General features: G+C 57.8%; 20 protein-coding genes and 1 riboswitch (1 of these 21 only partly in view). Of the genes, 10 read left to right on the top strand and 10 right to left on the bottom strand.

The annotated features are described in order from the left end of the window. Positions 1 to 4 precede the first annotated feature (4 nt). The 7 genes from nirD to H1Y61_RS21705 all read right to left on the bottom strand — a co-directional run bounded on the left by nirD (position 5) and on the right by H1Y61_RS21705 (position 8,102). On the bottom strand, positions 5 to 340 hold the full coding sequence (gene nirD, locus H1Y61_RS21735) for a nitrite reductase small subunit NirD (protein ID WP_180574798.1): 336 nt from the start codon (positions 338 to 340) through the stop codon (positions 5 to 7). A 4-nt stretch (positions 341 to 344) separates the two neighbouring features. Continuing rightward, a complete protein-coding gene (gene nirB, locus H1Y61_RS21730; protein ID WP_180574797.1) occupies positions 345 to 2,792 on the bottom strand; it encodes a nitrite reductase large subunit NirB in 2,448 nt (815 codons plus the stop codon). Positions 2,793 to 2,798: 6 nt separating this feature from the next. Further along, on the bottom strand, positions 2,799 to 3,596 hold the full coding sequence (locus tag H1Y61_RS21725; protein WP_087730304.1) for an ABC transporter ATP-binding protein: 798 nt from the start codon (positions 3,594 to 3,596) through the stop codon (positions 2,799 to 2,801). 12 nt (positions 3,597 to 3,608) lie between these two features. Further along, positions 3,609 to 4,502, bottom strand: a complete 894-nt coding sequence (ntrB, locus tag H1Y61_RS21720; protein ID WP_180574796.1) for a nitrate ABC transporter permease — start codon at positions 4,500 to 4,502, stop codon at positions 3,609 to 3,611. A gap of 23 nt (positions 4,503 to 4,525) precedes the next feature. After that, entirely contained in the window at positions 4,526 to 5,824 is a 1,299-nt protein-coding gene (locus H1Y61_RS21715) for a CmpA/NrtA family ABC transporter substrate-binding protein (protein ID WP_180574795.1), read from the bottom strand. A 406-nt stretch (positions 5,825 to 6,230) separates the two neighbouring features. Then, positions 6,231 to 7,502 carry a CmpA/NrtA family ABC transporter substrate-binding protein gene (locus tag H1Y61_RS21710; protein WP_180574794.1) on the bottom strand — a complete coding sequence of 424 codons (1,272 nt, stop codon included), beginning with the start codon at positions 7,500 to 7,502 and terminating at the stop codon, positions 6,231 to 6,233. A 12-nt stretch (positions 7,503 to 7,514) separates the two neighbouring features. Further along, complete coding sequence (locus tag H1Y61_RS21705; protein ID WP_012654181.1) at positions 7,515 to 8,102, bottom strand: ANTAR domain-containing response regulator; 588 nt, start codon at positions 8,100 to 8,102, stop codon at positions 7,515 to 7,517. 467 nt (positions 8,103 to 8,569) lie between these two features. Here H1Y61_RS21705 and H1Y61_RS21700 point away from each other — a divergent pair, with 467 nt between their 5' ends. Further along, entirely contained in the window at positions 8,570 to 9,295 is a 726-nt protein-coding gene (locus H1Y61_RS21700; RefSeq protein ID WP_180574793.1) for a pentapeptide repeat-containing protein, read from the top strand. A 46-nt stretch (positions 9,296 to 9,341) separates the two neighbouring features. Here the strand turns inward: H1Y61_RS21700 and H1Y61_RS21695 are convergent, their stop codons facing one another. After that, positions 9,342 to 10,301: a phytanoyl-CoA dioxygenase family protein gene (locus H1Y61_RS21695; RefSeq protein ID WP_174112919.1), complete on the bottom strand. Its 960-nt coding sequence runs from the start codon at positions 10,299 to 10,301 to the stop codon at positions 9,342 to 9,344. Between the two features lie 239 nt (positions 10,302 to 10,540). On the opposite strand from H1Y61_RS21695, the gene H1Y61_RS21690 reads away from it, so the two are divergent. Next, complete coding sequence (locus tag H1Y61_RS21690) at positions 10,541 to 11,191, top strand: DUF922 domain-containing Zn-dependent protease (RefSeq protein ID WP_409363996.1); 651 nt, start codon at positions 10,541 to 10,543, stop codon at positions 11,189 to 11,191. A gap of 7 nt (positions 11,192 to 11,198) precedes the next feature. Here H1Y61_RS21690 and H1Y61_RS21685 read toward each other — a convergent pair whose 3' ends face one another. Further along, positions 11,199 to 12,113, bottom strand: a complete 915-nt coding sequence (locus tag H1Y61_RS21685) for a LysR family transcriptional regulator (RefSeq protein ID WP_180574792.1) — start codon at positions 12,111 to 12,113, stop codon at positions 11,199 to 11,201. Between the two features lie 151 nt (positions 12,114 to 12,264). On the opposite strand from H1Y61_RS21685, the gene H1Y61_RS21680 reads away from it, so the two are divergent. The 5 genes from H1Y61_RS21680 to H1Y61_RS21660 all read left to right on the top strand — a co-directional run bounded on the left by H1Y61_RS21680 (position 12,265) and on the right by H1Y61_RS21660 (position 17,225). Continuing rightward, on the top strand, positions 12,265 to 13,440 hold the full coding sequence (locus H1Y61_RS21680) for an acyl-CoA dehydrogenase (protein ID WP_180574791.1): 1,176 nt from the start codon (positions 12,265 to 12,267) through the stop codon (positions 13,438 to 13,440). Positions 13,441 to 13,450: 10 nt separating this feature from the next. Then, positions 13,451 to 14,602, top strand: a complete 1,152-nt coding sequence (locus tag H1Y61_RS21675) for a CaiB/BaiF CoA transferase family protein (protein ID WP_180574790.1) — start codon at positions 13,451 to 13,453, stop codon at positions 14,600 to 14,602. Between the two features lie 105 nt (positions 14,603 to 14,707). Continuing rightward, complete coding sequence (locus H1Y61_RS21670; RefSeq protein WP_180574789.1) at positions 14,708 to 15,196, top strand: nuclear transport factor 2 family protein; 489 nt, start codon at positions 14,708 to 14,710, stop codon at positions 15,194 to 15,196. A gap of 85 nt (positions 15,197 to 15,281) precedes the next feature. Beyond that, a complete protein-coding gene (locus H1Y61_RS21665) occupies positions 15,282 to 16,331 on the top strand; it encodes a DmpA family aminopeptidase (protein WP_180574788.1) in 1,050 nt (349 codons plus the stop codon). 27 nt (positions 16,332 to 16,358) lie between these two features. After that, the gene (locus tag H1Y61_RS21660; RefSeq protein ID WP_174112863.1) at positions 16,359 to 17,225 is read left to right on the top strand and encodes a D-amino-acid transaminase; all 867 of its coding nucleotides are present in this window, start codon (positions 16,359 to 16,361) and stop codon (positions 17,223 to 17,225) included. Between the two features lie 317 nt (positions 17,226 to 17,542). On the opposite strand, the gene H1Y61_RS21655 is transcribed toward H1Y61_RS21660, so the two are convergent. Then, entirely contained in the window at positions 17,543 to 19,051 is a 1,509-nt protein-coding gene (locus H1Y61_RS21655) for a serine hydrolase domain-containing protein (protein ID WP_180574787.1), read from the bottom strand. A gap of 247 nt (positions 19,052 to 19,298) precedes the next feature. Between H1Y61_RS21655 and H1Y61_RS21650 the strand changes: the two genes are divergently transcribed. From H1Y61_RS21650 to thiO, 3 genes are all read left to right on the top strand, one after another. Beyond that, positions 19,299 to 20,333, top strand: a complete 1,035-nt coding sequence (locus H1Y61_RS21650) for a dipeptidase (RefSeq protein WP_180574786.1) — start codon at positions 19,299 to 19,301, stop codon at positions 20,331 to 20,333. Between the two features lie 67 nt (positions 20,334 to 20,400). Next, positions 20,401 to 20,519: riboswitch (TPP riboswitch) on the top strand. A gap of 106 nt (positions 20,520 to 20,625) precedes the next feature. Then, complete coding sequence (thiC, locus tag H1Y61_RS21645; RefSeq protein WP_180574785.1) at positions 20,626 to 22,458, top strand: phosphomethylpyrimidine synthase ThiC; 1,833 nt, start codon at positions 20,626 to 20,628, stop codon at positions 22,456 to 22,458. Position 22,459: 1 nt separating this feature from the next. Then, positions 22,460 to 23,369: the 5' portion of a glycine oxidase ThiO gene (gene thiO / locus H1Y61_RS21640; protein ID WP_180574784.1), read on the top strand. It continues 83 nt past the right edge of the window; the window shows 910 of its 993 coding nt (coding positions 1-910); its start codon is at positions 22,460 to 22,462; its stop codon lies beyond the right edge, outside the window.

Below are 23,369 nucleotides of genomic sequence, written 5' to 3'. Positions count from 1 at the left end.
GTGCTCACTCCGCTGCCTGCAACAGGCTTTCCATGGCAATGGAGAGCACGCCCTCGACATTGCGCACGGCAATCGTGCGCACGGCCCCTTCGTCGGCACCCAGTGCCTTGCCGCTTTCCAGCGAAATCACCCAATTGTGCAGCGGGCAAGTGACCGCCTTGCCGTGAACGATACCCTGGCTAAGCGGCCCACCCTTGTGCGGGCAATGGTCCTCGATGGCGAAGACCTCGTTTTCGGCGGTGCGAAACACCGCGATCTTGCCCTGAGGGGTTTTTACGCAGCGAGCACCGCGCAGCGGAATGTCGTTGATATGGCCGATTGAGGTCCAGTTCTTATCCATGATCTCACTCCGCTGCCTGGGTGTAACCGATGGTCGCCATCGGCTTGAACTCATGCTTGTCCTTGCCGGAGACCCGCTCCGACCAGGGATCGACCTGGGCAAACTTCTGGCTGAAAACGAAGCGGTCGAAATAGGCCTTGCGCTTGGTTTCATCCTCCATGATCTGGCGGCGGACCTCATCATGGCCAATGCGTTTTGCCCATTTATAGATCCGCTCCAGATAGCGGCCCTGTTCACGGTACATCTGGGTCAGTGCGACGATATGCTCCAGCGCCTCTTCCTCGGTTTTGACGAGGCCCAGAACATCGGTGCCCTTGATGTCGAGACCGGCTGCTCCGGCGAAATGGATCTCAAACCCTGAATCAACGCAGATGACACCGATATCCTTGCAGGTCGCTTCGGCGCAGTTGCGCGGACAGCCGGAAACGGCCAGTTTCAACTTGGCGGGTGTCCAGGAGCCCCACATGAATTTTTCAAGCTTGATGCCAAGCCCGGTGGAATCCTGCGTACCGAACCGGCACCAGTCGGAGCCGACGCAGGTCTTTACGGTGCGCAGACCCTTGGCATAGGCCTGGCCGGAGACGAAGCCTGCCTTGCCGAGATCGGCCCAGACGGCGGGCAGGTCTTCCTTTTCGATGCCCAGAAGGTCGATGCGCTGGCCGCCCGTGACCTTGACCATGGGGATGTCGAATTTATCGACCACATCGGCAATGGCGCGCAGTTCGGCGGCATTGGTAACGCCGCCCCACATACGCGGCACGACCGAATAGGTGCCGTCCTTCTGGATATTGGCGTGGACACGCTCATTGATGAACCGCGACTGGTAGTCATCGGCATATTCATCCGGCCAATCGCAGACGAGGTAATAGTTGAGCGCCGGACGGCATTTGGCGCAGCCGCAGGAGCTCTTCCATTCCAGTTCCTGCATGACGGCAGGGATGGTCTTTAGCCCCTTGGCCTTGATCAGCCTGCGCACGTCGTCATGACCAAGGTCGGTGCAGGCGCAGATCGGCGTCACGGCCTTGGGGTTATAGGCATCACCCAGCGTCAGTGTCATGACCTGCTCGACAAGGCCGGTGCAATTGCCGCAGGAGGCGGAGGCTTTCGTATGGGCGCGCACCTCATCCAGCGAGGTCAGGCCTTTGCCGGTAATGGTCGAGACGATCTTGCCCTTACAGACGCCGTTGCAGCCGCAGATTTCCGCATCATCCGGCAAGGCTGCAACGGCCGCCATAGGGTCCAGCGGAGTCCCCCCCTGGTAGGACTGGCCGAAAATAAGCGTGTCGCGCATCTGCGAAATGTCGGTGCCGCGCTTCATCAGATCGAAGAACCAAGAGCCATCGCCGGTTTCGCCGTAAAGCACGGCACCGATAATCCGGTTATCCTTCAGCACCAGCCGCTTGTAGATGCCGGATGAGGCATCGCGCAGCACGATTTCTTCGCGGTCCGGGGCTTCTGCAAAGTCCCCAGCTGAAAACAGGTTGATGCCGGTGACCTTCAGCTTGGTATTGACGACAGAGCCGTGATATTCGGCCTGACCGCCGGTCAGCCTATCGGCCAGCACCCGGGCGCTTTCATAGAGCGGTGCGACCAGACCGTAGCACATGCCGCGATGTTCAGCGCATTCGCCAAGTGCAAAGATCGAAGCGTCCGACGTCTGCATGCCGTCATCGACGACAATGCCACGATTGACGGCAAGACCGGCATCCTTGGCCAGTTGCGAGGCCGGACGGATGCCAACCGCCATCACCACCATGTCGCCTGAAATCACCCGACCGTCTTCCAGCTCAATGCCTTCGACTTTGTCCGTGCCGAGGATCGCCTTGGTATTGGCCTTGGTGATGATCTCGATGCCCCGTTCGGCAAGCGCCTTTTCCAGAAGATAGGCGGCAGCGGGGTCGAGTTGGCGCTCCATGATGGTCGGCATCAAGTGAATGACGGTGACCTCCATGCCCTGACGCTTCAAGCCGTAGGCGGCTTCAAGTCCGAGCAGCCCTGCGCCGATGATGATGGCCCGGCCTTGGCCCTTGCTGATCTCCAGCATTTTCTCGACATCATCGAGATCACGATAGGCCAGCACGCCGGGCAATTGATGGCCGGGGACCGGGATGATGAAGGGCAGGGAGCCGGTGGCGATCACCAGCTTGTCATAGGCGGCAGTGATGCCGTTTTCCGAGGTCACGGTTTTTGCCTGCCGGTCGATGCCGGAGACTTTCGCACCGCGATGCAGAGTTACGCCATGGGTTTCATACCATTGATCGTTGTGGATGATGATGTCTTCATAGGCCTTTTCGCCCGACAGCACCGGGGAGAGCATGATGCGGTCATAGTTGACGCGCGGCTCGGCATTGAAAACGGTGACGTCATAAAGGCCGGGTGCTTTTTCAAACAGCTCTTCCAGCATCCGGCCCGGTGCCATGCCATTGCCGATGATAACAAGTTTTTCCGCCATGATGACTTACTCCGCGGCTTCGACGAAGCGGTGACGTTCGTAGAGGAACTTCAACACGGCTTCGCGGGATTTGAGATAGGTCCGGTCTCCGGCCAATGCGATGCGGTCGCGGACGCGGGGGATCGGCACATCAAGCACTTCACCGATTTTTGCGGCGGGGCCGTTGGTCATCATCACGATCCGGTCGGAGAGCAGCACGGCCTCATCGACATCGTGGGTAATCATGATCATCGTATTGCCGAGGCGCGCATGGATTTCCATCACGGCGTCTTGCAAATGGGCACGGGTCAGCGCGTCCAGTGCCCCGAACGGCTCGTCCAGCAGCAGGATTTTCGGCTCCATCGCCAGCGCCCGGGCAATGCCAACCCGCTGTTTCATACCGCCGGAAATTTCCGCGGGACGCTTGTCTTTCGCATGACCCATCTGCACGAGATCGAGATTGCGCATCACCCAGTCATGCTTTTCGGCCTTGGTCTTGCGGCCCGCAAACACCTTGGAGACGGCAAGATTGACGTTTTCATACACCGTCAGCCACGGCAGCAGCGAATGGTTCTGAAACACCACGGCCCGTTCCGGTCCCGGCGCGTTGACCTCGGTGTTTTCCAGCAGGATCGCGCCTGCGGTCACGCGGGTCAGTCCGGCAATCAGGTTCAGCAGTGTGGACTTGCCGCAGCCGGAATGGCCGATGATCGAGACGAACTCGCCCTTGCCGATGGACAGCGAGACATCTTTCAATACCTCGGTCTTCGTGCCTGATCGTTCGAAGCTTTTGTCGATATGGTCGATTTTCAGATAAGCGCTCATAACGATTTCCCTTTAGTTCTTCGCGGTGCCACGGGTGATGACACTGCCAAGGAGAGCGACGAGCTTGTCGAGGACAAAGCCGGTCACGCCGATATAGGCAAGCGCCACGATGATGTCGGAGAGCCGCGAGGAGTTCCACGCATCCCAGATAAAGAAGCCGATGCCGACACCGCCGGTCAGCATTTCAGCGGCAACAATGGCCAGCCACGACAGGCCGACGCCGATGCGAAGCCCGGTAAAGATGTAAGGGGCGGCGGCAGGCACCATGATGCGGATGAAGAACTCCAGCGGGTTGAGCCGCAGCACGCGGGCCACGTTGCGGTAATCGTCGGGAATATTGCGCACGCCGACGGCGGTGTTGATAATGACCGGCCAGATCGAGGTGATGAAGATCACGAAAATCGCCGACGGATTGGAATTCTGGAAGGCAGCGAGTGACAGAGGCAACCAGGCGAGTGGCGGCACGGTGCGCAAGATCTGGAAGATCGGGTCGAGACCGCGCATCGCCCAGATGCTCTGACCGACCACCGCACCGAGAAAGACGCCGACAATGGCCGCCAGCCCGAAGCCGATTGCCACCCGCTCCAGCGACACCAGAACGCGCAGGCCAAGGCCGATATCCTGCGGCCCATTGTTGAAGAAGGGCGCGGTGATCAGGTCATGGGCTTCTTCCCAGACCTGGCTTGGCGGCGGCAAGGTCGCGCCTGCATGGGAACAGGCGATCTGCCAGATGCCCAGCAGGATGGCGAGAACCACGAATGGTGGTACGACATTGCGCAACATAGTTGCGCCGATGCGCTGACTGTTGAACCTGCGAGTGGGGCGGCGCGCCATGGCAACCACCGTTCCAGTTGATTGAGGGGCGGCGACGGTTGCGGGTTCTGCTTTGCGAAGACTTGCGGACATGAGCTTTCTCCTGTTGCGCGCGGTCACGCCGCAGCCTTGATGGTCAGGCTGTCGAGATAGGCCTTGGGGTTTTCAGGGTCGAAGACCTTGCCGTCAAAGAAGGTCTCTTTGCCGCGCGAGGTCGATGCCGGAATATCGGCGCTGGCCACCGACAGATCCTTGGCGGCAGCGCGCCAGATGTCTTGCCGGTTCACCTTATCCACCAGCGCTTTCATGTCGAGATCGGCGGCAAACTTGCCCCAGCGGATGTTTTCGGTGAGGAACCACAGGTCATGGCTCTTGAACGGGTAGGAGGCATGGTCCTGCCAGAACTTCATCTGCAAGCCGGTGTTTTCCACCAGGCGGCCATTGCCGTAATTGATATTGCCCTTCAGCCTGCCAAGTACGTCCTTCGGCGGCACGTTGAACCACTGACGCTTGCCGAGAATATCGGCCATTTCGGCCTTGTTCTCCATGCTATCGCACCAGATTTGCGCTTCCATGATCGCCATCATCAGCGCCTTGGTGGCGTTGGGGTTCTTTTCCACCCAGTCGGTGCGCATCGAGAAGGCCTTTTCAGGATGGCCCTTCCAAAGCTCGCCAGTGGTGCAGGCGGTAAAGCCGATGCCCTGGTTGACCAGCTGCTCGTTCCAGGGTTCGCCGACGCAGAAGGCGTCCATGGAGCCGACTTTCATATTGGCGACCATCTGCGGTGGCGGCACGACGATGGTTGAGACGTCCTTGTCGGGATTGATGCCGCCAGCGGCAAGCCAGTAGCGAATCCACAGATCATGGGTGCCACCCGGAAAGGTCATCGCCACCTTGACTTCGCCGGTCTTGGCTTTCTTGGCGGCAAAGGCGTCCTTCAGTTTGGCGGCGTCAAGGGCGACGCCGGTCTCTGCATATTCCTTGGCGACTGAAATGCCCTGGCTGTCGAGATTGAGGCGTGCAAGGATGGACATAGGCACCGGCACATTGTTCTGCGTGACTTTGCCGGTTTGCATCAGGTAGGGCATTGGCGTGAGGATATGTGCGCCGTCAATGCCATTGGATGCGCCGCCCAGCACCAAGTTGTCGCGGGTCGCACCCCAGGAGGCCTGCTTCGACACTTCCACGCCGGTCATGCCATATTTGGCAAACAGGCCTTTTTCCTGCGCGATGATCAAGGGTGCGGCATCTGTCAGGGCGATGAAACCAAGCTTGGCGCTCGTCACTTCCGGTGTGGGGGTGGCGGCCAGCGCGCCTGATGGCAACAGGATGCGGGCGGCGGCAAGCGTGGCAGCCGCACCTGTTGCCTTGAGAATGGAACGGCGATTGATAGCGTGATGGGCGATGCGGGTCATGACGGGCTCCTGTCGGGCGGGCAAAAGGGCAAAACGCAAAAAACGCCGCGAAGATTCCTGCGCGGACCGGGAGGTGTCCGCTCAAAAACCTTGCGACGTCGATGTCTCAGGGAAAGCGCAGCGTCTGCGCTATTTCGCGTTGGTCGCCGTTGACCACGCAAATATATAGAAGCAAAGCCCGTGCCAGTTTTGTGAAACTCTGCTGAAATGAGCGGAATTTCTGGGGCTGAAATACGATTTAAGAAATTAAGCCTATGAAATTAAAGGGGTAAAAATCCTACCGAAAGGCATGGATTTTTTTGTATCAACGGAATGTGGATGGAGGTCGGTTGAAAATCAGCCGAGGTTCCCGTCTAATTATTGCGCAATGCTTATTTGTGCGGCGAAAAAACTGCCCGAAATCCGGTCAAATTTCTTCTGGTCTCGCAGATGGTGCAAGATGGGCGCGCACCGGGAATTGCCCGGCATAGGAGGCGAGTTTGGCAGGATCGAAGACAAAACCATCGATGAAACGGTCTTCGTGGCGCAGACCTTCTACCCGTAAATCGTCTTCTGCCAACTGATCGGGCAGGCCAAGAGCGGCACGGTAAATATCCGGGCGAAACGCACTGGCTGCGTTTTCCACATCGGCGGCGGCGTAGCGTGTCTGTCCCCAGCGGATCATCTGGCTATAGATCCACAAGGCCTGGCTTGGGCGAGGGTAGTTTGCGTGCTCGGCATGGAAGCGGAAATAGTGGTCGATGACCCGGCGATTGCCTTTGGCATCCAGATGGAAGACACCACCCAGCACATGGCGGATGATGTCGCCAGGCGCGCCGATATAGCGCGGTGCGGAGAGCATTTCGGCCAGCGCATCGCGGTTGTCAGGTGCGTCACACCAGCGAGCAGCCTCATCGAGAGCCGTGATCAACCTGGCAACAGTGTCCTGGTTTGCCGCCGCCCAATCCGGGCGCATGCCCAGCACTTTTTCAGGTGCCGATGGCCAGATATCCTGCTTGGCAGCGACGATCCGGCCAACACCGCGCTCTGACGCCACCATGTTCCAGGGTGCGCCGACGCAAAATCCATCGATGGCGCCTGCGGCCAAGGCATCGGAGGTGAGCGGCGGCGGCACCACGACCAGCTTGACGTCGCGGTCCGGATCAATGCCACCAGCGGCCAGCCAATAGCGAAATTCGTAATTATGCGAGGAAAACGGATAGGTCATGCCCAAGGTCGGCATCGGCTCACCGCGTTCGCGCATGGTCTCCAGCACACGGGCCAGCGCCCGGACATTGTCCAGCGCACTGGCCTGCTCCGCAACAAGGCCGGTTTCTTCCATCCGCTGAAACAGCCGGATCGACAGAGTGATGGCATTGCCACCCTGTCCCAGCGAAAACGCCGTAATTGTTGGGGAGGGGTTGGAGCCAAGGCCGAGCATGGAAGCGACAGGCATCGGCGATAACATGTGGGCGACATCGAATTGCTGGAAAGCCAGCCGGTCACGCAGATTGGCCCAGGACACGTCCTTCACCAGTTCCAGGGTCAGACCATGGCGCGCCGCAAAGCCGAATTCAACGGCTGCAATCAGCACTGAAGCATCGACCAGCGGAATGAAGCCAACGCGCAGGTGACGGGTTTCCGTCCGGCTTGCGACCGGTGCGGAACGAATGGTCGTCTGTGTGGCGGCCTCGGTCATGGTCTGGCGTCCTCACATCAAAAGGCTGGCGGCGGTGACAACGCTCTGGGCGATCTCCACCATTTTCTTTTTCTCGTTCATGGCGCTTTGCCGCAGCAGGGCGAAAGCCTCCTCTTCCGAAAGGCCGCGCATTTTCATCAAGATACCTTTGGCCTTCTCGATCACCTTGCGCTCTTCCAGTGCCGTGCGGGCTTGCGTCAATTCGCGCTGCAATCGCTCAAAGGCCCGGAACCGGATGACGGCCATATCGAGGATCGGCTTGACGCGCTCCTTGCGCAACCCATCGACGATATAGGCGGACACTCCGGCATCGACGGCAGCGGCGATTGATTCCGTATCGGCCCGGTCAACGAACATTGCAATCGGTCGGCTGACGCTGCGGCTCAGTTGAAACAGATGCTCAAGCATATCGCGATTGGGGCTTTCCAGGTCGATGATGATCACGTCTGGCGCAAGCGTTTCGATGCTGCGGGCGATACCCTGGACCTCGTTGATAACAGTGACATGCAGATGTCCTGCCTCCCGCAGCCCTTCCTCGATAATAGAGGCGCGGATGGCATTTTCATCGATGACAAGAATGGTCAGGTCGCTATGGGTCACACATCAGGCTTACCGCACTGCGAAATACTTGACAATTGCATTGCACACCAATGAACCTGACAAGGTGTCCAAAAGGATCGTCGCTCGGCATGATTTGTGAGCATGACAGTCTGTCTGTGTCATAATTTTCTGGGTGAAGCTGGGTATTAGGACAGCGATCAACGATTTTGGACAAAAATGCGCCGGTATACAGCGATTTAAGCAGAGACTCCTTGGGTAACCAAGCCAGGTCTGGTTAGATAGGTCGATAGCAGACTTGACGCCTGTATCGTTTCCATATGTGAATGGAGGCTGGAGATACGCAAAAAACAAGATGCGTAAAAACAAAGGGCTATAGCACGTTAAATTGCTGCATGATTTTCTCCTGACATCAGGTGGGATTTAAGGAATCATGCCGTAGGGGGAATGCATGGTGACCGTGTGGTCGATTGCTGTGCATGGCCAAAAGGTGAGGTTGGACGAGATCTATGCAATTCGCTTTGTTCCAGGATGTCAAAAATGCTTCCAGGCTTGCGTCTTGCCTGTTCTCTCTCGTTGTCGTCTCCACGTTCGGAACGAGCCTTGCCCAGGCCGCCGATTGCCGAAGCGGGCCGGCCAGCAAGGTGGATTGGTCAGAATGCCGCAAACGACAGTTGATGCTGGGCGGAAGCGACCTTCGCGCTGCTAATCTCTACGATGCGGACCTGAGTTTTACCGATTTGAGCAATTCCAGTTTGCAGGCAGCCGATTTGGAAAAGGCGACGTTGATCCGCGCCTCTTTTGCGGGCGCCAATGCCGATGGAGCGAAGTTCGACCGTATCGAGTCCTATCGCGCCGAGATGTCGGCAATGTCTGGAGTGGACGCCAGTTTTGTCTCCGCTGAAATGCAGCGCGTCAATTTAGGTGGCGCCAATCTGGCTGGTGCTGACTTTACCAAGGCTGAGTTGAGCCGGGTGAATTTTGAAAAAGCCATCCTGATGGGAGCCAAGTTCACATTGGCAAACCTGTCCCGCGCCAGTTTCAATTTGGCGCGGCTGGATGGTGGCGTCGATTTTGAAGACGCATTCCTTTTTCGCACCCGCATTGAAGGTGTGGACCTTTCGACAGCCAAGGGGCTAAACCAGGACCAGGTCAACCTTGCCTGTGGCGATGCAAAGACCAAGCTTCCCGCAGGCCTGACCAATCCGTCCGATTGGCCCTGTCCTGCGGATTAGTAATGGCCTGCGGATTAATGTCGCGTGGACTATTGACTGGCAGCCTTCAGCGCAGGATTGGTTCGCCGTGGAAGCGGCGCTTTGACGGCTTGGAAACGCCGAAGCCGACCTCCATCATCAAGCGTGGTTTCGCCGTTGGCACCGTACCCATATGGAAGCCGAACGGGTCTTCGACAAAGCCCGATCCTGCTGGTCCGGTGAGTGTGACAGCGCTGTCCTTGCCGTAATAGTCAAGCACTTCTTCCGCCGGGTGGCCAACCAACAAGGTTAACTGGTGTTTCAGCCGACGGCGGCGGTGGCTACCCTTGACGTAGATATGCGGCCCGGTCCCCTCATCGACGCTATTGATATTGAAAAAGAATTTCAACATGCGCCAGTCGTCGAGGTCGAAATGAAACTTGTCAAGCGAGGCCATGCTGCGGTCTTTCTCGGTGGCGGCAGTGGGAAAGCTCCACCAGAGACGGGTGGTGATTAACTGCGCCTGGCCGCCGAGATAGTTTTTGGCGATATCGATCAGCAACGGATCTTTTTGAACAGCGACAGCCGCTTCGCAATTCAATGTCCGCTCGAACAGGTGACCGCTCAGGATGGGGCGTCCGAATGTCTTCTCAGCTTCGGCATGATCGCCTGCCTTGAATTCCAGTCGCCGGTCGAAGTTGCCGAAGCAGGGCGTTTTTAGCGCATGATCGTGAATGGATTCATGGATGTCGTCTGGCAATTGCAGGCCGGTGAAAATTCCGTCCTTTCGCAAGGCAAGCGTGGCGGATCCGCTGTCTGCCTTGAACATGCTGGGTTGGGTGTTGGAGCCTGGCTTGTGCTTGCGCGCCGTCAGCCAATGCAACTGTCGACCCGGCATGGTTCTGGCCAGCATAAACATTGGCAGCCAGGCAGGGTTTTCCTTCACGTCGGCAATATATGTCGGAATGCGCACAGCCATGCGTCGAAAGGCACTACCTTTGCGAGCGATGGATTCGAGGTCCTGCGGGTTCGATTGAATTGTCTGCATCACTGAAGTCTCCTGGCGAATGCTGCCAAACAGCACGATTCGATGGATAGGAGTTATGCGTCACCCACACCTAATATAGAACATTACATTGTGGCGAAATCGTGACATTTCTTTTATTTCAATGAGTTAGAGTATTTTCTGACAAAAAACCGCTTGCTTTCGCAGGTGTGTTTGAGGCAGGAAAATAAACCTTACTATTGTTTGAGTAACGAGCCCTTGTCACAGGATCATGAACAACCATGCTTGATCGCTTTTTTGGCAGTAACAACCTATCGGGTGTATTTCTCTCAGAGAAAATGGCTATTGGCGTTATGGCATGGCTTTTTTTAAATGTCGCAAATCCAACATTTGCAGACTGGCAAGCGGTCGAGCAGATTGCGACTTACCCCGTTTCAGGTCAAAGCGGGCCGCAACTCTATCAATCCATCGGAGAAAAAGGCCCGGTTATCGGTACTGACAAACGGATACATGTCATTGCTCATACCACATTCAAGCTGACATGGACACGCAAATATGTGCCGCATGGCAGCACTTGCGTGCTGGAGACGGCTATTCCCAAATTGACGATTGTCTATACGCTGCCTCGTCCATCCCAGTCGCTTACAAGTCCGGTTCGGGAAAACTGGACAAAATTTTTCGCCGGGATCGAGACCCACGAGCGTGTTCACGGTCAAAATATCAAGGATATGGTCAAGGCGATCGAGGCGGCAAGCATTGGTCTGACCGTGCCGGATGATCCCGACTGCAAGAAGATCCGTACCGAGTTGACAAAGCGCCTGGGTGACATATCCGACCGGAAGCGCGAGCGTGACCGGGTCTTCGAGCAATCTGAAATGGCGCCGGGCGGTCCGATCCAGCAGCTTATTTTGGGACTGGTCAATGGTGGCTAAAAGCTGATTAGCCTGCATCTCTGGTCGTGAATGCCACTACTTCTTCGAGCAGCCATTGTGAAAAGGCCGCCAGCGGTTTCGATTGCGGCCTGTTATCCGGTGACACGAGATAATAATTGCTCTGGCTGTTGACGCTGTGCTGAGATGCCAGGACAAGCTGACCGCTTTCCAACTCCGGCCCGATCAGAAATAGCGGCATCAGCGCAACGCCAAGCCCGGCAATGCAGGCCTGGGCCACATTCATGAATTGCTCGAAACTCATGGCGGCGCGCGGCGTGGCGGTGATGCCGAGACTGTCGAACCAGTGGTCCCAGGCCAGCGGTCTCGACTTCATCTGGATCAGCGGCAGGTCGGCCAGATCGCCATCCGATTTGATAGGATGACGGGTCAGAAAAGCCGGGCTGCACACCGGGGCAACCGTCTCGTCCATCAGGAAGGTGCAGGTGGCACGCGGCCAGTTCGGCTTGCCGATATGGATGGCGGCATCCAATTGTTCGGCATCGAAATGGAATATGCCGATGCGGGTTGCGAAATTCAGATTGATATGCGGGTGGGTGGCGACAAAGCTGGAAATACGCGGCAAAAGCCAGCGTGTGCCAAAGGTCGGGAGAATGGCGATGTTCAGGGCGTTGCCTTGCGAGCCGGTCATGGCTTCCAGTGAAGCATCCTGAATCAGAGACAGTGCGGCCTGGATGGCGCGGTGAAAATTTTCGCCACGCGGGGTCGGGATCACACCGCGACCGTTGCGCAGGAACAGCTGCGTTCCCAATTGCTCTTCCAGGGTCTGGATCTGCCGGCTGATCGCGCCCTGCGTCAGGTTCAATTCGCTGGCGGCAGCGGAAAAACTGCCCAGCCTCGCCACGGAATCCATGGTGACCAGGGCGCTGGTGGACGGCAGCAGGCGGCGTTGAATGAGTTTCATCAGCTATGATTATAACTCATATCCCGTTTCGCAAACATTGTTTTGCGATTCCGGTTTGATCTGCGAGACTGAGTTAGAGCGCATTTCCGGACGCAAAACCGCTACACACTTTTGCTGGAAATGCTCTAAGAATTTTTGATACGAGGATGCCATGAGCTTTGTGTGGGACGATCCCTTTCTGCTGGAAGACCAGTTGAGCGAAGAAGAGCGGATGATCCGCGATGCGGCGGCGGCCTTTGCCAAGGCGGAACTGAGCTCCCGCGTTGAGGACATGTATCTCAACGAGAAAACCGAGCGTGGACTGTTCCCACTGATGGGCAAGGCGGGCTTGCTAGGGGTGACCCTGCCGGAAAAATATGGCGCGGCGGGTGCCAATTACGTCAGCTATGGGCTGGTGGCCCGGGAAGTGGAGCGGGTGGATTCCGGCTTCCGCTCGATGATGAGCGTGCAATCCTCGCTGGTGATCCATCCGATCTTTGCCTATGGCTCCGATGAGCAAAAAGACAAATATCTGCCGGGTCTGGTGTCCGGTGAGCTGATTGGCTGCTTCGGCCTGACCGAACCCGATGCAGGTTCCGATCCTGGCGGCATGAAAACCAGAGCCGAAAAGATCGAGGGCGGCTATCGCCTGCGCGGCTCGAAAATGTGGATTTCCAACGCACCGATTGCTGACGTGTTCGTGGTCTGGGCGAAGTCCGAGGCGCATGATGGCGCCATTCGCGGCTTCGTGCTGGAAAAGGGCATGAAGGGGCTGTCCGCCCCGAAAATCGGCGGCAAGCTGTCGCTGCGTGCGTCAATTACCGGCGAGATCGTCATGGACGGCGTTGAGGTTGGTGAGGATGCCTTGCTGCCTGGCGTCAGTGGGTTGAAAGGCCCATTCGGCTGCCTGAACCGGGCGCGCTATGGTATTTCCTGGGGCGTCATGGGTGCTGCCGAAGATTGCTGGGTGCGCTCGCGTCAATATGGTCTCGACCGCCATCAGTTTGGCAAGCCGCTGGCCGGGATGCAGCTTTATCAAAAGAAGCTTGCCGATATGCAGACCGAAATCGCGCTGGGCTTGCAGGCATCCTTGCGCGTTGGGAGGTTGATGGATGAGCATAAGCATGCGCCGGAAATGATTTCCCTCATCAAGCGCAACAATTGCGGCAAGGCGCTGGACATTGCCCGCATGGCCCGCGACATGCACGGCGGCAACGGTATCCAGATCGAATATCACGTCATGCGGCATTCGCAGAACCTGGAAACGGTCAATACCTATGAAGGCACCCATGATGTGCATGCGCTGATCCTGGGCCGCGCCCAGACCGGCATCCAGGCATTTTTCTGAGGGCGGACCGATGTCGAATGCGCCACTGTCGGGATTGAAGGTCATTGAACTGGCCCGGATTCTGGCCGGTCCCTGGATCGGCCAGACGCTGGCCGACCTCGGCGCTGATGTGATCAAGGTGGAAAGCCCGCAAGGCGACGATACCCGAACCTGGGGACCGCCCTTCATCGATGACGGTGTGGAAAAAGCCGCTGCCTATTTCCACGCCTGCAATCGCGGCAAACGGTCGGTCACGGCGGATTTTACCAGGGCTGAAGACATCAAAACCCTTCGCGATCTGATTGCATCCGCCGATGTGGTGATCGAGAATTTCAAGGTTGGCGGTCTTGCCAAATATGGCCTCGATTACGACAGCCTGAAGGAGCTTAATCCTAGGTTGGTCTATTGCTCCGTCACCGGCTTTGGCCAGGATGGGCCTTATGCGCAACGTGCCGGATATGATTTCATGATCCAAGGCATGAGCGGCATCATGGACCTGACGGGAGAGCCGGATGGTGCGCCGCAGAAGGTCGGCGTTGCCTTTGCCGATATCTTCACCGGGCTTTACGGAGTGATCGCGATCCAGGCGGCGCTGGCCCAACGTCTTCAGACCGGGCGCGGTCAGTTCATCGATATGGCACTGTTCGACTGCATGTCGGCGGTATTGGCCAATCAGGCGATGAATTACGCGGCGTCAGGCATCGTGCCGAAGCGCATGGGCAATAATCATCCCAATATTGCGCCCTACCAGACCTTTGCGGTTGCCGATGGCCATATCATCATTGCATGCGGCAACGATGGCCAATTTGGCCGGCTGTGTGGTGTGCTGGGCCTGTCCGAACTGGCGGTGACGCCTGAGTTTTCCACCAATGCCGCCCGTGTCGCCCATCGCGATCAATTGACAACCGTGATGGAAGACAAGACAAGGCAATTCGAGCGCGACGACCTTTTGGCGCGACTGGAGGCGGCGGCCGTTCCAGCCGGGCCGATCAACACGGTGGCGGACCTGTTTGCTGATCCGCAATTTGCCTTCCGGCAAATGAAGATCACCCCGGATGGCGTTCCGGGTATCCGAACACCGATCGTCTTTTCAGATGCCGAGCTGGAGACCGCACGCCGCGCACCGCGTCTGGGAGAACATACCGCTGAGGTGCTGGCGGAGATACGGCACCGCAAGGGTTGAAAGGGCTGGTTTCCTTTTTGTTGCTATGGGTCGGAAAACTGCCGTCTTGCATGGTGCGCTGGGGTGTGATCTCAAAGTCTCCACCATTCACTGACGGGATTTGCCATGAAAATCTTTCTTTCCATCGTCGCGCTGTCACTCGGCCTCGCCTCGGGCGTTTTTGCACAGGAGCCGGTTCGTGGCGTTGATAATGCCGAAGCGCTATTTACCAGCCCCGACCCGGTGCTGAACCGCAACAAGCAGACGACTTATAAAATCCTAAAGGAACTGCTGGAGGCCAATCACTGGGACCGTGCCGATCTCTATCTGACGGAGCGCTACATTCAGCACAATCCCAATGCGGCATCGGGCCGTCAGGGCGTGATCGACTATTTCACCAAGGTGCGAAAAGTCACGCCGTCACCGATCCCTGAAAAGATGCAGACCAAAGTGGTCTCGGTGGTGGCTGAAGGCGACATCGTCACCGTCGCCTTTCCCCGTGAGATGAAGGACCCGAAAGATCCAGCCAAGACCTATACCACCACCTGGTTTGATAGCTGGCGGTTTGTGGATGGCAAGGCCGATGAACATTGGGATTCGGCGACAAAGCCCTAACATCGTGGATATCCCTAGATTTGCCGTGATATTTGTCAGGGCCGGGCGTAGGGTGCCGCCGATTTGACGGTTGGCGGAGCAGGATGTGACGGAAAATTCGCGTGCGCGGTTCAGGGAGCTTGGCGGTCCCATCGGCCATTATCCCGCCGGACCGCTCAATGCCATTACCGATGTCACCGACGTTTCGGTTGGTCATATGACCCTGATAGAGGGGGATCGGACGCGCACCGGTGCCACCGCGATCCTTCCGCATGGCGGCAATCTGTTTCAGGACAAGGTGCCTGCCGGTTTCGCCGTTTTGAACGGTTACGGCAAATTTGCCGGTAGCACCCAGATCGTCGAGCTTGGTGAGATCGAGACCCCGATTGTGCTGACCAACACGCTTGCGGTCGGCCGCGCCATCGAGGCGATCAATCTTTATACGCTGGCCCAGAAGGGTAACGAACGCGTCACCTCGCTCAACGCCGTGGTCGGAGAGACCAATGACAGCCGCCTGAATGATATCAGCGCTGCCCGTCCCGATGTCACGGAGATTAGCGCAGCGATTGCGGCGGCAAAGCCTGGTCCGGTAGAGGAGGGGGCTGTTGGCGCTGGCGCGGGAACCGTGGCTTTCGGCCTGAAAGGCGGCATCGGCACCAGCTCGCGGCTGGTTGAGATCGGCAATGCCCGATATACACTTGGGGTCCTTGTACAGTCCAACTATGGCGGCCATCTCATGGTTGCGGGTAAGCCCTATCGGTCCGATGCGGTTCACGACAAGGATGGCTCCATCGTCATTGTGGTGGCGACCGATGCGCCGCTTTGCGCGCGCAATCTGACCCGGTTGGCAGAACGCTGCTTTGGCGGCCTTGCTCGCACCGGTGCTGCGCTCAGCAATGGTTCGGGCGATTACGCACTGGCCTTTTCTACGGCAGAGTCGGTCCGGCGCACGCCAGCCCGCCGAAAGGCGATGATGAGTGTCGAACATCTCTCCAATGACGTTGTTTCGCCGCTTTTCGAGGCTGTGATCGAGGCAACCGAGGAGGCGATCCTCAATTCACTGACCATGGCCGTTTCCATGACCGGCGTTAATGCCGCAACGGGAAAGCCGACCGTTGTTTCCTCTATTTCTCTCGACACGATCCGTCGTCTCTAACGCTTTTACCGCATGACAGGAGTTTGCATGTCCAATCCCGCCCTTCGCACTGTCTATCTCAATGGCGCCTTCCTGGCCGAAAACGAAGCGCATATCTCGATTTTTGACCGTGGCTTCCTGTTTGGTGACGGCATCTATGAAGTGACCGCCGTGCTGGACGGCAAGTTGGTCGATAGCGCCCTGCATATGGCCCGGCTGGAGCGCAGCGTCGGCGAAATCGGCGGGCATCTGCCGGTATCGACGGATGAAATCGTTGAGATTGAACAGCGGTTGATTGCCGAGAACGGCTTGAAGGAAGGGATGATCTATCTGCAATATACAAGAGGCGCGGAGGACCGAAATTTCCTCTATTCCGAGGACCTCGCTCCGACCTTGCTGCTGTTTACCCAGTCAAAATCACTCGACGTTGCCAGCGTTATGGAAAAAGGCCTGAAGGTCAAAACCGTGACGGACCAGCGCTGGGCGCGACGCGACATCAAAAGCGTCTGCCTTCTGCCACAGGTTCTGGCCAAGCGCGCCGCCAAGGCCGAAGGATGTGACGAAGCCTGGATGGTGGAAGACGGTTTCGTGACCGAAGGCGCGTCCTCGACGGCCTATATCGTCACCGCCGATGACAAGATCATCACCCGCGCCAATAGCAATGCGACATTGCCCGGCTGCACCCGGCTGGCGCTGTTGCAATTGGCGAAGGAGCATGGACTTGTTATCGAAGAGCGCCCGTTCAGCGTCGAGGAAGCACTGGCGGCCCGCGAAGCGGCATTGACCAGCGCCTCGAATTTCATCGTGCCGATCACCACCATCGACGGCAAGCCGGTTGGTGATGGCAAGCCCGGCCCGGTGGTGACGCGGTTGCGGGCGCTGTACATGGAAAATGCCCGCAGGACAGCGATTTAATCGAACCTAGAGTTTGGTTGTCAGGGAAAGGTGGAGCTTGGGTTTTCCTGACAAGACCCTATCGTTTCTATTTGGGGCTTACCCCCCTCTGTCCTGCCAGACATCTCCCCCTCAAGGGGGGAGATCGGATGGGGTCAATCCACAATTTCGACCGATATGGCCATGATATCCGACATTTAAAGAGTAGATATGGAGCGAGAAGCCTACCCTTGTCGATCTCCCCCCTTGAGGGGGAGATGCCTGGCAAGGCAGAGGGGGTAACGGCATATCAGAGCGTTTGTGTTGTGTAACGTGGTCCAATCCGAACCTGACAAACGCTATCCCGCCCGCTGATACTCAATCATCCGGGCGCGTGCCAGAACCAGTTCCAGGCGGTTTTCACTGAGCATGTTCAGGCAGATCCGCTTGCTCCAGGGACCATCGTGAAGCGTGAAGAGGTAGCGACCGCCACCCAGCGCTTGCAACGGCATGGACTGGCGGGTTGGGCCGATGCCCATCACCAGCATGGAGCCGTGGATTTCAAACCGGGCGCTTTCCGGCGAAAGCCAGATGCCTGAAAGCGACGGCGAAACACCAGTGTCCTTGGCCGGTCGGTAATGGCGCGGCCCATGGCCGACGTCGCCAATAATGTCGTCTCCCTGCATTTTCAGCCGTAGCGGCGAGGTGGAAGACCGGGAGGAAACCCAGCCATCTCCATCATCATAGGCCGCGTCTTCGGCATCGAGCGCAAGAATGCTGCTTGCCTTCACCTCAATCCAGTTCGGGCCACTGTCTTCCACGTAAAGCCCATCACGAAGCGCCCTCGACAAGCGTGGCAGGGGCAGACCGAACAGTGCAATCATCCCCGACTGGGCGATTTTGGCGCCGTTAGTGTCCTCCCGGTTGGAAACGACGACGAAACCAGCGCCGGTTTCAGGGTCGAGCAGAAAATAGGTCTTGTAGCCCGGATGCGACCCGCCATGACCAACAAAGTCCTTCTCGCCCAACCGTGTGCGTGCCAATCCCAACCCGTAACCGCTTGGCCTGCCATCGGCGAGTGGACGTAAAGCGGCCATGGCTTCGAGCCGCCCGGCCAGCGCGCCTTCTCCCTTCAGCAGGGCTTGCAGCCATAGAGCAAGCGAGCGGGCGCTGCCTGTCATGCTGCCGGAGGCGGAAATATGCAGGCCAGCGGCTGAAAGCTGCCATTTCTGGCCGTCATGCCAATAGCCGGGAGCAAGCCCGTTGACGACATCATTCCAACCATCCGGCGCATCGAAAACCGCCCCGGTTTCTGCGCCGGCACCCTGGATATAATCGCGGAAATAAATGCCCTTGCACTCTAGTGCTGCTTCCACCAGCCGGTAGCCGGTATTGGAATAGGAAACCTCGGAACCTGGGGCAAAGTTCAGCCGGGTCTGTCGGCTGAGAAAATCCAGCAGCGGCCCGCTTCGGGTTTCCGTATAGACCGACAACCCAAGCAGGCTCAGCGCCTCACGGGTATCCGGCAAGCCGCCGCTCATATCCAGGGCGCGGCCGACGGTGACACTGGCCAGTGGTTCTTGCAGTTCCGGCAAATGCACGCCCAACCGATCATCAAGGCGGATGAGGTCTGGATCAGACAGAACCAGCGTACAAAAGGCATGTTTGGTGACGGAGGCATAGCGAATGATGCTATCCGGGGTAAATGGCGCGCCCGTGCTCAGGTTTTCAACGCCGCCGCTTAACCCAAACCGGATGCCATCTAGGTCAAAACCGATCACCGCCCCACCGGGTCCATCCTGCCTCCACGGTTCAAGAGCGGCGTTGACAGTCCGTTCGGCGTCTTTCCAGTTTAACATCTGTTCCATTCAATCTTTTACCGCCGAAATATCCGCGACAATGATAGCGTTGTCATTTACCGCATCCATTTAGGTTGTATGACAATGCGCTTTGTCGCGCGAGACCGATGACAATAGCGTCTTGCATCTGCTTCAATGGGTGGCATTTGGGGGTTAAATATGTCAAGCCTTTGATGCATTTGGATATTCACGAATCTTCGATGCAAGGATGTATCGGCATAGCTGATGCGTTTGTATGATGTGCAAGGATAGAGCGATGACACAGACCGTTCCCGTTTTCGATGGCCATAACGATGTGCTGCTGCGGCTGCGCCGCTCTGGCCGTCCCCATCCCTATCAGGATTTTTTGCAGGGCGGCGAGGCCGGGCATATTGATTTGCCCAAGGCGCGCCAAGGGGGACTGGCCGGTGGACTTTGTGCCGTATTCATTCCCTCGCCAAGCTTCAAACCTGATGACAACGGGGATTTCCAGGCTCCGGCCCAGCCGGAAGCGCTGAATGAGACGCTGGCCATGGCCCGGCTGCTGTTTGAAATCGAGGCGAATTCGGCTGGTCGCGTCAAGGTCTGCCGCAGTGCCGCCGATATCCGGCATTGCCTGGCCAATGAAATCTTTGCGGCAGTTTTCCACATCGAAGGCGTTGAGGCCATCGCTGCCGATCTCGATGCCCTTTATGTGCTGCATCAGGCGGGGCTACGCTCGCTCGGTCCTGTCTGGAGTCGTCCGAATATCTTTGCTCATGGCGTTCCCTTCCGCTTTCCATCCCCCCCGGATATCGGCCCCGGTCTGACGGATGCTGGCAAGGACCTGATCCGTGCTTGCAATGAGTTGAAGATCATGGTCGATCTCTCTCATATGAATGAACAGGGCTTCTGGGATATTGCCGGTCTTTCCAATGCACCGCTTGTCGCCTCCCATTCCAACGCTCACGCGCTATGCCTGCATAGCCGCAACCTCACCGACAAGCAGTTGGATGCGATCCGTGACAGTGGTGGTTTGGTGGGTATCAATTTCGGGGTGATTTTCCTGCGCGAAGATGGCCAGCGCAATCTCGCTACACCGCTGGACGTGCTCATTGACCATATTGATTATATCGTGACGCGCATCGGCATCGACCATGTCGCACTCGGCTCAGACTTCGATGGCACCACTGTTCCAGACGCCCTGAAGGATGCAACCGGCCTGCCATTGATCGTCCAGGGGCTGGAAGCACGAGGGTATGATGCGGCATCAATTGCCAAGGTCTGCCATGGCAACTGGATTTCTGTGCTGGAGCGGACCTGGGGTGTTTAGCGTTTTCTGCCGCGAAATGAGATTTCGCCGGGCATTGACCTTAGTGCCAGTTCCGCAGTAATCTTCTCTCATTCACCAGGGGTGTCCCGCAAGGGGCTGAGATTCCGCTAGGCTTAACAGCAGCGCGGTGACCCGTTGAACCTGATCCAGTTCATACTGGCGTAGGGACGGTGCAAGCGCTGCAAAACCATGGCCCGTATTGGGGTTATGTCCCTATTTGGGTTCAAGGCGTCTTTCCATCATTCCGGCTATCATGACTGGGTCTCCAACCTGAACACTTGGAGCCTCAAAAATGAATATCGCCCCACAGTTTCCGACCCCCGAAGTCACCACCGGGACGCTTCCCGCCTCCGCCAAGGTGCATATTTCCGGAGAGATCTACCCGCAGATCCGCGTGCCGATGCGCCAGATCACGCTGCACCCCACCTCAGGCGAGCCGCCGGTCAATGTTTATGACAGTTCCGGCCCCTATACCGATCCGAACGCCACCATTGCCATCGATGCAGGCTTGCCGCGTGTTCGCGCCGAATGGGTGGTCGCACGCGGTGATGTCGAATCCTATGCCGGACGCCACGTCAAGCCGGAGGATAATGGCTTTGCGACCGGTGAAAAGCTGACGCCCGAATTTCCGGTGCGCAATGCGCCCTTAAGGGCCAAGCCTGGCCAAGCCGTAACCCAGCTTGCCTATGCCCGTGCTGGCATCGTCACCCCGGAGATGGAGTTCATCGCCATCCGCGAGAATATTGGCCGCAAAGCTGCCAAGGACGCTCTGATCCGCGAGGGCGAAAGCTTTGGCGCGTCCATCCCGGATTACGTCACGCCAGAATTTGTCCGTCAGGAAGTGGCCATGGGCCGCGCCATCATCCCGGCCAATATCAACCACCCGGAAGCCGAGCCGATGATTATCGGCCGGAATTTCCTGGTGAAGATCAATGCCAATATCGGCAATTCCGCCGTCACCTCATCCATGGCCGAGGAAGTGGAAAAAATGGTCTGGGCGATCCGCTGGGGCGCCGATACGGTGATGGACCTCTCCACCGGGCGCAACATTCACAATATCCGCGACTGGATCATCCGCAATTCCCCGGTGCCGATTGGCACGGTGCCGCTCTATCAGGCGTTGGAAAAGGTGCATGGCATTGCCGAAAACCTGACCTGGGACGTGTTCCGCGATACGCTGATCGAACAGGCCGAGCAGGGGGTGGATTATTTCACCATCCATGCCGGCGTGCGCCTCTCCTATATCCATCTCACCGTCAACCGTGTCACCGGCATTGTGTCGCGCGGCGGCTCGATCATGGCCAAGTGGTGTCTGCATCATCACAAGGAGAGCTTCCTCTACGAGCATTTCGATGAAATCTGCGATATTTGCCGGGCTTATGACGTGTCGTTCTCGCTTGGTGACGGCCTTCGCCCCGGTTCGATTGCCGATGCCAATGATGCCGCGCAATTCGCCGAACTGGAAACGCTGGGCGAACTGACCAAAATCGCCTGGGCGAAAGATTGCCAGGTGATGATCGAAGGCCCCGGCCACGTGCCGATGCATAAGATCAGGGAGAATATGGACAAGCAGTTGAAGACCTGCGGCGAGGCGCCCTTCTACACGCTCGGTCCGCTGACCACCGACATCGCTCCCGGTTACGACCACATCACGTCGGGCATCGGGGCGGCGATGATCGGCTGGTACGGCACGGCCATGCTCTGCTACGTGACGCCGAAGGAGCATCTGGGCCTGCCGGATCGCAAGGACGTCAAGACAGGCGTCATCACCTACAAGATCGCGGCTCACGCCGCCGATCTCGCCAAGGGGCATCCGGCAGCCCAGGTCCGCGACGATGCATTGTCGCGCGCCCGTTTCGAATTCCGCTGGGAAGACCAGTTCAACCTGTCGCTTGATCCAGACACAGCCCGGTCCTTCCACGACGAAACCCTGCCAAAGGAAGCCCATAAGGTTGCGCATTTCTGCTCGATGTGCGGCCCGAAATTCTGTTCGATGCGGATTTCCCACGATATTCGCGCCGAAGCCCAGAAAGAGGGGCTGGAAGCCATGGCGGCCAAATATCGCGATGGTGGCGATCTCTACATGCCGGTCTCCGATGAGGAGAAACCGTCGGCGGGAGAATGACATGTCCATTCTGATCAAGGGGGCCGGCGTTGCCGGCCTCACATTGGCGCTTGAACTTGCTCTACGCGGTATCAATGTCGCGGTGCGCGATATCAAAACCTCGGTAGGGCAGGGGGCTTCTCACTATGCAGGTGGGATGCTGGCACCTTATTGTGAGCGGGAAGCAGCAGAAGAGCAGGTTCTGACGCTTGGCCTTGCAGCAGCGGATTGGTGGGAACAGGCTTTGCCTGGTTCCGTGACGCGCAAGGGAACTCTGGTGCTGACCCCAAACCGCGATATTCAGGATCTGAACCGCTTTGCCAGCCGCACAAGTGGCTACCAATGGCTGGACGCCGATGGCATCGCCGCATTGGAACCGGATTTGGCCGGGCGTTTTCGCAAGGGCCTGTTTTTCACGGATGAAGCCCACCTCGATCCACGCCATGCATTGGACGGTCTTTATCAGGCGTTGGTGCAGCAGGGTGTTTCTTTCTATCTCGGACCTGATGCCGAGCTTGATACCAGCCGCTTTGACAGCATCGTCGATTGTAGCGGTGCTGCCGCAATCGATACGATTGAGGACCTGCGCGGGGTGCGCGGCGAAATGATCTATCTGCAAACAGCGGATATAAGCCTGAGCCGCCCCATCCGGCTGCTGCATCCGCGCCATCCGATCTACATCGTGCCACGCGACAACAATTGCTTTATGGTCGGCGCCACCATGATAGAGGCGAGGGATGACGGTCCGATCAGCGCGCGGTCTCTCATGGAATTCCTCAATGCTGCCTACACGTTGAACCCAGCTTTCGGCGAGGCCCGGCTGATCGAGACTGGCGTCGGCATTCGCCCGGCTTTTGCCGATAATCTGCCGCGCATTGTCGAGACACCAGATGGCTTCGCAATTGCCGGAATGCACCGTCATGGCTTCCTAC

It is taken from the genome of Agrobacterium vitis (assembly GCF_013426735.1).
In the GTDB taxonomy this organism is placed as follows: domain Bacteria; phylum Pseudomonadota; class Alphaproteobacteria; order Rhizobiales; family Rhizobiaceae; genus Allorhizobium; species Allorhizobium vitis_D.
The sequence above is the reverse complement of the archived record's forward strand: the minus strand, read 5'-3'. Positions and strand labels throughout refer to the sequence as shown.